Origin of the sequence: Lunatimonas salinarum, from assembly GCF_017811155.1 — a bacterium.
GTDB lineage: Bacteria > Bacteroidota > Bacteroidia > Cytophagales > Cyclobacteriaceae > Lunatimonas > Lunatimonas salinarum.
Map to the genome: position 1 here is coordinate 59724 of NZ_JACVCV010000013.1, position 14342 is coordinate 74065.

General features: G+C 48.7%; 6 protein-coding genes. 3 read left to right on the forward strand and 3 right to left on the reverse strand.

The window, feature by feature from the left end:
- The first annotated feature begins 4 nt into the window (after nt 1-4).
- From IAQ59_RS15780 to IAQ59_RS15790, 3 genes are read left to right on the forward strand one after another with little or no spacing between them, the layout of a single operon-like run.
- The gene (locus IAQ59_RS15780) at nt 5-2755 is read left to right on the forward strand and encodes a polysaccharide lyase family 8 super-sandwich domain-containing protein (RefSeq protein WP_209331802.1); all 2751 of its coding nucleotides are present in this window, start codon (nt 5-7) and stop codon (nt 2753-2755) included.
- 4 nt (nt 2756-2759) lie between these two features.
- Nucleotides 2760-4940, forward strand: a complete 2181-nt coding sequence (locus tag IAQ59_RS15785) for a polysaccharide lyase family 8 super-sandwich domain-containing protein (RefSeq protein WP_245189641.1) — start codon at nt 2760-2762, stop codon at nt 4938-4940.
- Between the two features lie 15 nt (nt 4941-4955).
- Nucleotides 4956-6368: a BNR repeat-containing protein gene (locus tag IAQ59_RS15790; RefSeq protein ID WP_245189642.1), complete on the forward strand. Its 1413-nt coding sequence runs from the start codon at nt 4956-4958 to the stop codon at nt 6366-6368.
- A gap of 373 nt (nt 6369-6741) precedes the next feature.
- Here the strand turns inward: IAQ59_RS15790 and IAQ59_RS15795 are convergent, their stop codons facing one another.
- From IAQ59_RS15795 to IAQ59_RS15805, 3 genes are read right to left on the reverse strand one after another with little or no spacing between them, the layout of a single operon-like run.
- Nucleotides 6742-7128 carry a hypothetical protein gene (locus tag IAQ59_RS15795; protein WP_209331803.1) on the reverse strand — a complete coding sequence of 129 codons (387 nt, stop codon included), beginning with the start codon at nt 7126-7128 and terminating at the stop codon, nt 6742-6744.
- The gene (locus tag IAQ59_RS15800) at nt 7125-8042 is read right to left on the reverse strand and encodes a hypothetical protein (protein WP_209331804.1); all 918 of its coding nucleotides are present in this window, start codon (nt 8040-8042) and stop codon (nt 7125-7127) included. Before IAQ59_RS15800 ends, IAQ59_RS15795 begins: the two co-directional genes overlap by 4 nt.
- The gene (locus tag IAQ59_RS15805; RefSeq protein WP_209331805.1) at nt 8042-14317 is read right to left on the reverse strand and encodes a LamG-like jellyroll fold domain-containing protein; all 6276 of its coding nucleotides are present in this window, start codon (nt 14315-14317) and stop codon (nt 8042-8044) included. The genes IAQ59_RS15800 and IAQ59_RS15805 overlap by 1 nt, the downstream gene beginning before the upstream one ends.
- Nucleotides 14318-14342 lie beyond the last annotated feature (25 nt).

A 14342-nucleotide genomic window follows, 5' to 3' on the forward strand; every position in this document is an offset into this window, starting at 1 on the left:
CGCCATGATTTGCATCGATAGGCTTCGTTTAGCAAAAAACGCCACTGTCAAGTGGCTTTTTTTGCTGATGCTATTTGTATTAGGTGGTACCCTTGGCTATCCCCAATCCAATTTAGAACAGTTGCGGAACCGTGTTTTGGAAGACAAGCGCTCCGGGACGGTGTCCGAAAGGGAGGTAAAGGAGCTACTGAATGCACTTAGTCCTGATGGTTATTGGCCGGCCATCGATTACGTGGATGTTTCGCGTATAGGGTTTGAACATCGGACACATGTGGTCCATATCGAAAAAATGAGCCGTGCCTATCGCTTGGAGAGCTCTTCGCTGAAGGGACTTCCTTCCTTGAAGGCGGGTATCGATGCAGCCATTGATTTTTGGTTGGCGCATGATTTCATAGCCGATAATTGGCACACCAATGAGATCGGTAATCCAACCTCTTGGATTACTATCTTATATTTGATGGATGGCCACCTCTCCGAAGAGAGGGTAGCCGGGATTTCTGCCTTGGCTGCCAGGGCCAACCTGCGTGCTTGGGGTGCTAGGCCGGGAGGGGATCTCATTAAAATTGCTGGGTTGGCAGCGGAATTGGCCTTGTATCACCGGGATACTGCCGGGGTACAAGAGGCAGTGGATGCCATGGTAGCGGAAGTGGCCATTACGTCGGGAATGGGCATCAAGCCTGATCTGGGTTTTCATCACCGTTCAGACAGGGTAACGTCCATTTTAGCGTACGGTACCGGTTATGCAACGACCTTTGCTGATTGGGGAGTGCGCCTTTCCGGTACGGATTTTATGTTTCCGGAGGAGGCTACCCGCCTTTTGGTAGACTATTACTTGGATGGCATCTGCAAGTCCATGGTTCACGCCTCTTTTAAGGATCCCGGAGTGATCAACCGAGGGATGTCCCGGGAAGGCTCATTGGCATCCATCGGTCCAGAATTGCCCGAAAAATTGCTTTCGTTTACCAATTATCGACAGGAAGAGCTCGAAAATGTCGTAGCGATACGAAGAGGGACTCGGACTTCAAACCTAATCCATAGCCGCTTTTTTTGGCATTCGGAGTACTATAGTCACCAAAGACCAGGTTTCTTTGCGTCTGTTCGTATGCATTCGGATAGAAACCATAATATGGAGTCTCCTCATAACCAAGAGTCGCTTAAAATGCACCATTATGCCGATGGGTCAAACTTTATTTCCCGAACAGGGGATGAATACTTTGATATTTTTCCAGTTTGGGACTGGCAAAAGATTCCTGGCACCACGGTGGTTCAAAAACCGGAACTGCCGCATTGGAATCAAATCGTCAAACAGGGCAAGTCCAACTTTGTAGGAGCGGTGACGGAGGGAACGTATGGTGCAGCAGTCTTTGATTTTCAAAGTCCACACGATCCCCTTCAGGCAAAGAAAGCCTGGTTTTTCTTTGACGATAGGTACCTGTGCCTAGGCACGGCCATTTTTTCGGATGCGGATTATCCGGTGGTGACCACCCTGAACCAAACACTGGCTCGTTCCGAGGTTGAGATAGGGAAGGAAGCTGAAGTCCTGCAGCTGGAAAAGGGTACGCAAAAAATGGAAGGATTATCATGGGTCCTGCAGGATAGGGTAGGGTATCATTTTTACGAACCCACCACGGTCTATGTGTCCCACGAAATGCAAACGGGATACTGGCAAAGCATTGCCAATAGCCAACGTATTCAGCGAAAGCCGGCAGTGTCCAAAGATATTTTTGCCGTATGGATCGATCACGGGAAGAAGCCGCAGGGGGCGGGTTATGCCTATTCTGTTCATCCCAATGTAGCGGCAGCGGAGATGGAGCGGATTGGAATAGATCCGGTGATCGAGATACTTTCCAACACAGCCAAGGTACAAGCTGTCTGGCACAAGGGACTTGCGATGCTTCAAGCCGTATTCTACGAACCCGGAAAAATAGAATTTCCCAACGGTTTGGCATTGTCTACATCCATGGCGGCCTTGGTGCTTTTGCGAATGGACGGAAAGGAAATCTCCGAAATATCCATAGCGGATCCATCCAGAGAATTGAAATCAGTTTCTTTGGAAGTGACCGGGAATTTTGTTGGATTTGGGCCCTTTTGGAGGGCAAATTACTCTGGTGGAGCTTCCCAGGTTCAGGTGCAGCTTCCCAAGGGAGACCAAGCCGGGAAGAGCGTGACCATAAAAAATCACACAAAGGAGGGCCAAACCGCCTCGTTTTTGGAGGAACTTGTTTCAGAAGGAAGAGAATTGCCGAAGGGGCAGCGCTACCTTGGAGAGTCCTTTGGCGGAGGGGTAGTTGTCTGGTTGGATGAAACGGGTAACCATGGATTGATTGCCTCGAAACAGGATCAACAGGCAGGCAGTCCCTGGCGAAATGGAAAGGCCCTGCACCCGCAACTTTATGGCGATCATGGAGACCGCCTCGTCAATGCAGTTGGACGCGGGATTTATGCCGGCCAGGTCAATACGCAGCTGATTATTGCCCAGCAAACAGCGGATAATCTTTCCGGAGATTTTGCGGCAAAGGTGTGTGCAGCCTGCCAAGAGGGCGGCTACGGGGATTGGTATTTACCCGCCAAGGCAGAATTGGATATCCTTTTCCAATCCAGAGACTTCCTAAGGGGGTTTGAGGGCGATATGTATTGGAGTTCGTCAGAATACAATATCGGCTTTGTATGGGGGCAGAATTTCCAAGGTTACGGAGGAGCCTATCCTCTGAATAAGGGAGGACGGTATGCGGTGCGGTGCGTTCGAAAATTTTAATTAAATGAAGGAGCTATTGATTAACCTGACTAAAAAGGTAAGCGGTTACTGGTGGGAGGCCGTCTTTATACTCGCTGTGTGCCTCATTCCGATGTGGGGAAGTGCCCAGGATATTCCGTTAATAAAGGATAGAATCGTTGCCAGCTTGCTGGAAGGGGAAATCAATGCGGCTACGGTAGCGGGGCTACTGGACAGTCAGCGAGCCGATGGAACTTGGCCTGGTATCAACTACGAGGACGTGTCCCGCACCGGCTTTGAACACCGGCTGCACAGTGCAAACCTGGTGTTGTTAAGCAAAGCGTACACGCAACATACCTCCAAGTTCAGAAGAAGCAAACGAGTGTTACAAGCCATTGAGCGGGGTTTGTCCCATTGGGTGGAGCAGGATTATTTTTGTGACAATTGGTGGCACAACCAGATAGGCACGCCCATGAACATGGTGCATGTCATGTTGCTGGTGGGTTCGTCCTTACCTTCCGACTTGGTGGAGGCGACGCAGCCCATCATTGGCAGAGCACACCTAAACGCATCTGGAGCCCGACCCAGTGGCGATCGGATCAAAATCGCCGGAATTTTGGCAAAAAACCTCTTATTTGTCAACAACATTGCTGAATTTGAAGAAGTGATTGACGTGATAGAAGGGGAGATCAAATTTGCCGAGGGCCGGGGTATGCAGTACGATTACAGCTTCCATCACCGGGAAGATCGTGTAAACAATACGTTATCCTATGGTTTGGGCTACGCAGATGCCTTTGTGGAGTGGGCGGTGTATGTGGCTGGAACAAAGTATGCGTTTTCTGAGGAAAAGAGCAGGCAGTTAATAGACTACTACCTAGACGGAATCGCCAAAACCATGGCCTTTGGAAAGTATCCCGACACCGGGGCCAAGAACCGCAGCATTGCTCGACCAGGAGCCTTGAAGCCTATGGCCGCGGATACACCCAAAAAGCTGTTGCTCACCACCAACTACCGCCGTCAGGAGCTAGAAGAAGTGATCGCTACCCGGGAAAAAGGTATTGACCAGCAGACCCGTTCCCATAGCACGTTTTTTTGGCATTCAGAACATTTTACCTTTCAGCGGCCCCATTATTTCACCTCCGTCAGAATGTACTCCACCCGTAATGCAAATATGGAGGTACCTTACAATAGCGAAGGATTAAAAAATCACCATCGGGGAGATGGCACCAACCACTTGGCGGTGACCGGCGAAGAGTATGCCGATATATTTCCGGTGATGGACTATCAGAAAATTCCGGGTGCAACAATCTTGCAAAAGGAGGAGCTACCGGACGAAAACCAAATCCAAAAATGGGGAAGTACTGAGTTTGTCGGGGCAGTGACGGATGGTACCTATGGAATGGCAGCCTTTGACTTTAAGAGTGCCCACGACCCGCTGAGTGCAAAGAAGGCCTGGTTCTTTTTTGATGAGGGCTATGTGTGTTTGGGTGCTGGCATCGCCGCGCGATCGGGTCGGCAGGTAACTACCACCGTAAACCAAAATTTACTAAGGGGGGAAGTGCGGGTATCCCACGGAACAGGGGATCGGGTGCTAGCGAGCGGTTCCCATGAGTTGGAGGGTATTCAATGGGTCTATACTGACTCCGTGGGCTATGTATTCCCGCAGCAACAGCAAGTGCGCATCGCCAATGGGCCTATCGGTGGCAAGTGGACCGACATCAGCCGGCAGAGCAGTTCACCCACCGAGTTGGTGACAAAAAATGTATTTTCCCTTTGGCTGGACCATGGGTTCCGTCCGGCAAACGGCTCCTATAGCTACGTCGTTTTCCCTGCTGTTGACCGTTTACAGGTAGCAAAATGGGCCGACTCCCTGCCAATGGAAATACTTTCCAATACCAGCGATCTTCAAGCGGTAAAGCATAAGATCAGCGGGCTATACCAGTTGGTTTTTTACCGTGCCGGTGAGTTGGCGCTGGAAGATGGGTTAACGGTAAAAATGGATTCTCCGGGACTAGTGATGATTCAGGTAACCGATGGTAAGGTTACTCAGATCACTGGATCAGACCCCACTCGTAGGTTGGCGGCCTTGCACCTACGTGTAAGTCAGTCTCTCTCTGATTCAGCTGGAATGGCCGCTCTCGATGCGCCATCGGGAGATACCTTGGTGCGGTTGGCATTACCTCAGGGCGTTTTTGCAGGAAAAAGTATGGTACTTGAATTGAAGTAATAAATATTGAGATCGATGAAAGAGTTGCTGAATTGTGTAAGGCATGCGGTTGGCTGCTTAGGGATGATTCTCCTTGCAGGGTCCTTGTTTCTCTCCTGTCAGAAGGAACAAAGCTGGCAGGTTATCGATGAGCGGGATCAACAGAAAGCGGTGGTAGATCGGATTTTTATAGATTCCGTCTGGGCGGGTCACCCGGTGGGTTTTTCGTTGCTTACAAGTGGAGATAGGCAGTACATTGCCTATTATGATAGAAACCGATACATGACGGTGGGTCAGCGTAAGCTGACGGATCCAACTTTTTCCCTGCATACGCTGCCGGTTTTTGACAGGGAAGCAGGGGAAGGAACCAGCACCATACTAAATTGGGATAGCCATAATTCGGTAACGATCGGCATAGACAAAGAGGGATACCTGCACTTATCGGGAAACATGCACGTGCATCCCATCACGTACTTTCGCTCGGAGGTTGCATACGATATCAGTACGTTGGTGCAACACAAGTCTATGGTGGGTAGTAACGAGCAGCGCTGCACCTATCCCCATTTTATGACCAACCGGGAAGGGGAACTGTTGTTTCATTATAGGGATGGTGGAAGTGGAAACGGGAATGAGATCTACAACATTTACGATACACAAACGAAAACTTGGAGCAGGCTCTTGGATACCCCGCTGACTGATGGGCAGGGACTGATGAATGCCTATGCATCCCAACCCAAGCTGATGGAAGACAACTGGTACCACATGTATTGGGTGTGGAGGGATACGCCCGATTGTGAAACCAACCACGATCTGTCCTATATCAAAAGCCCTGATCTCACCAATTGGTTTGACGCACTTGGGAATCCCGTCACCTTGCCGGTGACTTTTGATCAAAAATCGGTGATCGTAGCGCCGATACCGGCCCGGGGGGGAATCATCAATTTGGCCGCTAAGCTTTTGTTGGATGAAAACCTGAGTCCGGTGATGGCCTTTCATAAGTACGATGAAGAAGGAAATCTTCAGTTTTACACCACCTGGCTGGAAGGGGATGCCTGGCAAAGCAAGCAGGTCACAGATTGGGACTATCGCTGGGAGTTTTCCGGTAGAGGGAGCATTGTGTTTGAGGTTCGCCTAGGCGACTTCCGGCGGCGGGCCGATGGAAATTACGAGTTGGGCTATGATCACATAAAATATGGAGAGGGAACCATGCTACTGGATAAGGATTTTAACCGCATCGGGGAAGTGCATAAGCCCGTATCGTGGATGGAGGAAACATCGGTGGAAGGTAATTTTCCCGGACTTCAGATCCGTTCATCCAGCGATTTGGGACAACCATCGGAACGGAAACAATACCTGCTTAAGTGGGAAACACTGCCGCAGAACAGGGATAGACCCCACCCGGAGCCTTGGCCGGGGCCGAGTGCACTTTACGTGTATGTGTTGGAGTAGGCCGGTTGCTTCGGGCACGTAACAAATACGTTGACCCGAGTCCATGAGGATCTCGGTTCACACCTGTCAGGACTCTAACCCCAGATGGTAAATCGGGGAAAAGGACACCCCGGATTTCCCCCAACCCTGGGAGGAGTTGAATAGCGATTGCCGCCCTTCAAAAGGGAAGAAGCATCCCAGAGAGTTCCTATACGATTTTAATTTGGGAAGGGACTATCCGAAACTTCCCCATAAAAATAAGGGTACCATAAAGACTTTAGACTTTCAGCCGGCGCTGCGCTGATGAGTTGGAATATTCACCGGCAATCCTCCGAATGACAACCCACCCTGAACAGCAGGAAAGAACCTTCCCCTAATGAAGAAAGGATTCCTGTCATTCTACCAGTTCAAATCCCAAAGGGGCATTTTTGACAATACGAGCTTCGTGATTGGTTCCGGGAATTCTGGCAATGTTTTCACCCTGTTTCAGCTCTACAGGAATCAGCTTAGTGCCTTCTCCCCGAAACGTTACATTGTAGAGAATATCGTTTACCAAGACGTCAAACTCCTGGGGCCTCAGGGTGCCGTAGTTACCCATGGTCGCGTGTACGAGAACCGCAAAATTTTCTGAGGGATCGAAGCAGTCGCCCTCTTGGATTATCTCGCCGTTTAGATAGCCGAAATCTACTCCCAAGGCCTCTATGATCACCACGTCATCTTTGGTGCAGGACGCTATCAGCAGGGAAATAAGCAGTATCACCTGGATTTGATTGTTCTTCATGGCTGTTCGATGATTACTTGTTTTTCAAATGCTTCGCTCTGTACCGTGTAACTTCCGGGGATTAAGCTATCAAAGAGCACTTCGCCACCCGTCATAGACCGATTAGCGATGACCTGTCCGCCCCGAATCAACGAAATGGATTGCCCGTCGCCCCTGCCAGTAATTTTGATGGCGCCCGCTTCAAAGCACGTGGCATTTCGTCGGTATACCAACAGGTTAGTTGCAACCTCAATAGCTACCGTCCATGACCGCATTACCGAGCGATCCTCTGAGCGAACCTGCAAAACAACCGGTTGGGAAAAGTCCAGTAAATTGTCTCCAGAGATGACCGGTTGATTGTTCCATAGGAGTGTAGCACCGTCTGCCAGCGTAAACAGCAAGGTGTGGGCTGTTATGGGTGTATCCCTTTCTACCTGGAAGACCACTTTCTCATCTTCAACCTTTATGTTCAACGGCTCCAATCCGACAAGGCTGACCTCGGTAATGGAGGCGGCGGCACTTAACGCGGGTTGGGCGATGCTGAAGGGTTGGAGCAGGTTTCCTTCGTGGGCATTTATTCGAAATACCAGTTGTTGCGCTACGTCTACCACCCGATCGGCAGTGGCATCATATATTTTAAAATTCATGATTTCATTATTCGTGTGGCCGAAAAGTGTGAGGTAAGCGAGAAACTCTTGATGGCTGGTTACTTCGGTAAGGCCGGCTACGCCTCTGCATTCTCCGTCTACAAATGCAGCTACCATGTCCCCGGATCCGGTAAGCGTTCTTCCGTCCACATTGACAAAGGCTACCAAAGACATAGTATGTTCGAAATTCTGCTCTGATACTTTCCAGTCAGGTCGCTGACCCCATGCAGGCAGGAAAATAGACGCAAGCGGAACGAAACAGATGAATTTTAACAGGGATCGTGTCATTATCGTCGAATGATTCTTTTGTGGAGTACTTTGCCATCGACCTGAATACGGAGGATATATACTCCGCTTGCAACGGCCGGTTGGAATGCTACCTGGTTTTTTCCGATTTTGGCAGCGATTAGCGATTCTTCGACCTTTCTGCCGTCTGCGGTATATAATTGCACCAAAATGTCTTGGGTCTCTTTGGCACCAAATTGAAGCATAAACTTATGGTCAAAGGGATTGGGGATCACGTTGAATTGGGTTTCAGCTACCTGCAGGATTACAGGTTGGCGAAGTGTTCCCATGATGGAGTTTCCGGCAAAGTCAAAGCTGGTGAAGGTCATCATTTCTTCATTTTCCCGTCTGACGTAGAAAGTTAGCTTCTCCTTTTGATCACCATAAATGGTGAGGAAGCCGAGGGATTTGCCGGCAATTTCCGTGGGCGCTACTTGACCCTTTAGTTCACCGTTTAGGTCGTACACCAGTACCTGTTCATAGCTCTTTGGCAGTTGCACGATGGCATTCATGGTCTCCGGATATTGAAGCCATGAAGCCTGTACCCGCTCCTCTTCGTCGGATGCCGTTTTTTGGCTGCTTTCATTAGGCTGGGATCGGAGGTTGGCATGGAAAATGGACGGATAGGCAAAGCGCTGACTCTTTGCAGATTTAAGCATATAGCCTCTTCCCACCCGTAAAAAGGTCAGGTTACCGCTCCAGCCGTTACGTGCGTCATATATGGCAAATTGAGACTGCGATTTGATCAGGTCTCCTTCTTGGGCCTGAAAGCCGGCCAGGGCATCTCTCAAAGGTATATTCTGCCCTAGTGGGAAAGGAAGCCAGTTCCAGTTGGGTTGCACATCAAAGTACCACTCGGATAGATCCACCGGTCTACCTCGGAGTTGAAGCGATTGTGCGTTCTGTACATAGACCTTATACATCCGTTCCGCACTCATCCCGCCATTATTACTGATAGTACCCGACCAAGTGCTGTTGCGGGGTTGGAGCTCATCGTTGAAATAGGTTTCCAGAAGTGCCGGGGAGTGGCTTTGGATTCGATCATCGGTAGTTAGATTCATGCCGGCAGTGAGTTGATTAAGATCGGCAAATAGGGGGTCATGTATCCGGGAACTGATCCAAGTCCAACCCTGATTTAGCGGGATCGCTTGTTCCTGTATTTCAGTATTCGCAACGATAACAGGGGCTTGCAAACTACCCATTACCTCATTGAGGGTAAAAGGTATACTCACTTGGTTGTTTAACGTTGCTTCGTAAATGTTGCCATTGGTCGCATTCCAGATTTTAAAGGAAAGTGGTTCATCGAAGAGCTCGTTGCTGTACACTGTTAGGAAGATGAAGTATTCATCGTAGGCAGGGTCATAGCTGAGATTGCCCACCCCGCGCAGGGCTCCCTGATGGAAGGCAGCTACCTGATCCATCTCGTCCCGGCTGAAGACACCGTTCAGTCGAATTCTACCGATCACGGTCATGCTGTAATCAAAAGCAGCAGGGTCAATTTCCCAGCTTGGGCTTTCGGGAAGCACTCTAAGGTTCACTACCTCGCTTTGCGGGAATCCGAAATCGGTGTCCAAGACTAGGTTTTCGGTATAAACCCCTGGGGTCATTTCCGGCGCAATATGTGCCTGAATGGTTACTTGGCTAAGCGGGGGAAGCGTTCCTGAGGTTCTGCTTAAGGTGATCCATCTTGGAACTTCGCTAAAGCGATAGGGCTGTGGTGTACCGCCTTGGTTTTGAACGACCAGGTTTAGCGTCATGCCCTGATCGGAATCTTTTATCAAGTCCACGCTTTCTGTATATCCTTCTACAAACCAGTTAACGGCGTTTTTCTGTACATAGGCGGTCCAAGTAATGGGAGATTGCTGTTGGTTGTTGGCACCGTCAAACATGCGGTGTACGGTGATGTCCAGTAGCTGACCTTCAATTTCAGCCCAGCGATTGATCACCGGTTCCAAGATCATTTCATCCCCGTTGATGATTTGATTTACTTGGAATTTTACCAGATTCCGGGCCGGTTTGATGGGAGGACCGTCCGCACTGTAATTCACAACTCCTTGGCTTAGCAATGCCGGGCTTGAGATCATTTGGTTGTTGCCAAAGGCATGGAAGTACCTCGGCCCGTTGTTATTTGGGGGGTCTGGAGCGTTCATCCTCGCATAGAGAAGCAAGCCTATGGACGTTTCCTCAATTTCAAAGTACCTGTCCCGGTTGATTTGTTCCAAATTCCTCAGGGTATTCCAAAGCCTCAATTCATCGATCTGACCTTGAAAGGGTCGGTCCACGTTTTCTGTACCATCCAGCGACAGGCTGCCCCTACCACCAATCCATATTCGGTTTCCCGAAAATCCGCCAATACCCGTGGAAAGGTGAGAGGATACTTCTTGAGCGTCCACAAGAGTCCTTAAATTCCCGGAACGATTGAGCAGAAGGGTAATATGATGCCAAGTATCGTCTGCAATGGAGGTAGTCGTCAAGGGAAGGCTTAAGCCTTCACTGGCGAAAGAGAGGTTGCCTTCTACATTGATATTGACGGACCATTTATTGGCAAAATCGTTATTTTGTATGATGTCTGTGCCGTCGCCCTTTCCATTCGAAAAGAGGGTTCCCTCATGGCCTTGTGGGGTTTTGACCCAGAAGGAAAGGGTTGCATCCATGGTGGGGGTAAGTTGAACAAACCCCACATTGTCCAAGGTCATGTATTGCGCATTGTCAAAATGATACGCTGTTCCTTTGGGTCTAATGTCCCAGTTGGTTTCTACTCGGGCATGTTTGAATCGGGCGAGGTCATGGGCAATAGTTCCCCTGCCTTCGTCTAGCGGCCAATAGCCAATGAGGTCCGGTTCATTCCCTTGTAGTTTGTTGTACATATTCGCAAAGGCATCTTGTAGGGGAATGGCTTTTCGCCACATTTTGAGGGAATGCATATTTCCGACAAAGGTGTTTCCGCCAAGGATAATGGGATTGTTTGAGGCAATGCTCATGTTGGTGCCTCCATTGCCTGAGGCTACCACGGTACTTTCTTCGTAAATTTTGATATCTCCGTTGCGGCGATCGTAGGTGAAGGTGTAGTGATGAAACAACCCGTCGTCTGAAATCGGGCCTTTGATCCGGACGCCTCCCAGTGTGAAGGCCAATTCCCCGTTTTCAAGTGCAATTTCCAATCCTCCCGCTTGATATAAAAGTGTGGCGTTCGGTGCTTGTGTAGCGTTGTTCATCCAGTATTCCAAGGTCAGATCCTCGTTGAGAATTTGGGGATTTTCCAGGATCATTACGTTTTCCTGCCCTTGGAACCGAAGAGAAACCGCATTGTTTACCGGGAGTTGGTTGGTTTGTCCCTTTATTTCCACCATAGAGACTGCGGCGTTATAGAAAAGGGGCTCATTGAACCGAACTTTAAGGTCTGTCCCTATCGATAAAATACCGTCCGTGGGAGAGGGCGTTCCAAATCGCAAGGGTGCATTTAGATCTACCCTTCCTTGTACAACATCCGAAACGAATTCGGTACCATTGGTACAGGTGCTTCTGGCCCTTATTTCATATCGGCCATCGGCAAGACCCCTTTCCACCATATCAAATGGGAATGTCAGATTTGGAGTGGAAATAAGGCTTATTTGCGGCCTGTTGGAGGCTAATGCATTTTGGTAGCTGGCTTCTAGGTTGTAATACGTATGCAACCTGCTCCATGTGGGAAAGCCCACGGGGCGATATTCCAGATCAATACGTTCAAAACCACCGAAATTTCGATTGTAGCCACCTAGTTGTATCAACAAGGGATTGCTGCTGCCATCCAGGTTAAATGCCGTTTCTCGGTTGAAGGTCCAGTTTTCGAGAGGCGCGTTTAGGGTAACTTGCGAACAGGAGGGCACAAATTGGGCCGAAATCACTACCTCGTCAAAGGTATTTATCGGATCGCATAGAGATTGCAAGATTACCTTGATATTTTTGTAATCATAGATATCTGAGATGGATTTTCCGAGCGTTAGCGCATATTCTACCCTTTCCCCGTAAGGGATAAAGACCACCGTTCCGTTTTGGTTGATATTGAAAATAGCATTGTTTGGATTGGTTGTATTGTCTACGATCAGTTGGAAGTACCCGTCTACTCCTGCTGCACTGTTGTTTTCCAAAATCAGCCTAAACTCTGCGTTTTGGCTCTCTGGGACATTGGCCAAGTCTGCTGTTTCCACACTGATTTGCGGGAGTTCGATGCGTTGGGTAGCATTGCTTAAAGGGACACGGTACTCCTCCGGTACTGGTAAAATAGGGAAAGTGCTTCCTTGAAATTGAGGGGAATAGAAGTGGGAAAGTTCCTCTCCTTCGTACGGACAGGAGGTGCTCCCCCCAATCGTACTGAAAACGGGTCCGTTTCCGTCGAATGTGTTCATCACATTTACACTAAAAAGGTTAAACGGGGTAGGGTCTTTCAGCGTATAGGAGATAGTTACGGTTGAGGCACTTTCCTCTGTAAAGGAGGCATTCATATCTTGCTTGGCAAATCCTCCGCCTGAAATCAGTAATCCCGCTTTGTTTAGGCGAAATCCCGTAGTAAATGCGAATGTTTCGTCAATGGTAAGGTTAAATTCCTTTGTGTTTTCATTCACTATTGCCGTTTCTACGGTTCTCGTAATTTCACCAGCTCCCGCATCAAAGGAAATATTGTTTACCTGGCTTTGATTGATCAATTCCAACAAAGACTCCGAACGGGTCAACCGGTTCCTTAACCTGCCTTCATAGGAACCCGCCCCCTCTCCCTGAAGGTCGGACTCATTGATTAGATTGATTAAATCGGTATTGTATTCCTCTAAAAACTGCCTGGACTCTCTCGAAAAGTAGAATTTGTCCCGAATGGCCAGGTTTTTCGCCCGTTCGTTGTCTTGGATGGTTTTTCGCCATTGATAAATTTGTTCGAGGTACTCATCTCTGCTCAATACTCCCGGATCGTCTTCTTGGATAAGGCCGTTATCCAAGTTTTCTATGATCCTTTCGAGTTCTGGGATCAATTGATTGATAATGTGGTCCTGTGTATAAACAAAGAATGTTTCGGTAGGCCGTTCATTAAAGAATATGGCTTTTTGAGTGCTGATAAAGGCGCTTTCACCATCTTTGTTTTGGAGTTCAAGGAAGGGATTACTCCCAATTCTAGCCAAGGAAGCCTGTACATTGTCAAATTGTCCATAGGCAATGTTTTTTGATTGGCCTATATACAAGTCGCCTTTTGCTCCCACAAACCTAGGATCGTTGCTGGTCGCCATTCGCTGGGTAAAGGTGTAGGTTTTGGTGAGCGACTCCCCATCTGTTGATCCGGTTACCAGATTTATTCCGGCTTCGATATTGTGTATGGTTTCAGTTGTAATCAACGGACCAACGACACCACCGCCTGCGGCAATTTCCACGCCGAACATAACCTTTAAGTTCAAGGAAAGCCCACCGGAAAACACATTTCTTACCCTACTGGTAAAACTCACACGTTGTCCCTGCTCTATAGCCGCAAAGCTGTTCGAACCTGGAGGATCTCTTAAAATTATGTCCGGAATGTCGGGAGCCTTTGTAATAAAGGTCTGACTGCCATCGGATTCCCCTCCCAAAATAATCCCTTCATTGAGATAATTTTCCGCGGGGTAATCCACCCCGTTTACACGAAACCGAATGTCCAAACTCCTGGTAAAGGGGGGCGAGACGGCCGGGCTGCCGGCTTTGAAGGTGTATCGGATGATGCTTTGGTCCTCGTTGTCTCTTGAGTAGTTCTCTGAGTTATCTAAGGCAAGATTGTTATTGACGATCATTTCCCCATCCAAAATGGGTACCTTGTCTTCTTTTTCTTCACCTGCATCGAAGTTTAAATACCTTTCGAAACTGCTCATGGCAATTTCATACTCCCTGAATTGCGTAAAAATGGGATAGGGCATTCCTTCTGTGCTTATGATTGTAGAATCATTCAGTTCAAGCGTTGGGTCAAAGGTTTGGGAATTGATCCTGAGTACCGGCATGGATCGATGGACAAAGTTTAGCTCGTACTGAAAGGGTTCTCCAATGATCTTACGCTGATCCGGAAGGATAAACTCCGGGCTTATTTCGGGCCTTATCTGCTCAAAATTCAACTCTTCCGTAGCTTCCAGCAAAGAAAGTGTGGGGTTTGAAGGAATCCGAAGGCCGTTTAGTTGATTTATTTCATATTGAAGCGGCAAAACCCTGATCCTAAACTCACCCGACTCCGGATGGGTTTGGAACCTATGCCGCGTTTCCTCGGTCGGATTACTTCCTCCTGGGAGGTGTTCCAACACCAGTTCTGCTAGTCCGATATTA

What these genes read in the sequence shown, in the direction of transcription:
- IAQ59_RS15790 (WP_245189642.1), top strand. Translation starts at nt 4,956, where the DNA reads ATGAAAGAGTTGCTGAATTGTGTAAGGCATGCGGTTGGCTGCTTAGGG.
- IAQ59_RS15800 (WP_209331804.1), bottom strand. Translation starts at nt 8,042, where the DNA reads ATGACACGATCCCTGTTAAAATTCATCTGTTTCGTTCCGCTTGCGTCT.
- IAQ59_RS15785 (WP_245189641.1), top strand. Translation starts at nt 2,760, where the DNA reads ATGAAGGAGCTATTGATTAACCTGACTAAAAAGGTAAGCGGTTACTGG.
- IAQ59_RS15795 (WP_209331803.1), bottom strand. Translation starts at nt 7,128, where the DNA reads ATGAAGAACAATCAAATCCAGGTGATACTGCTTATTTCCCTGCTGATA.
- IAQ59_RS15780 (WP_209331802.1), top strand. Translation starts at nt 5, where the DNA reads ATGATTTGCATCGATAGGCTTCGTTTAGCAAAAAACGCCACTGTCAAG.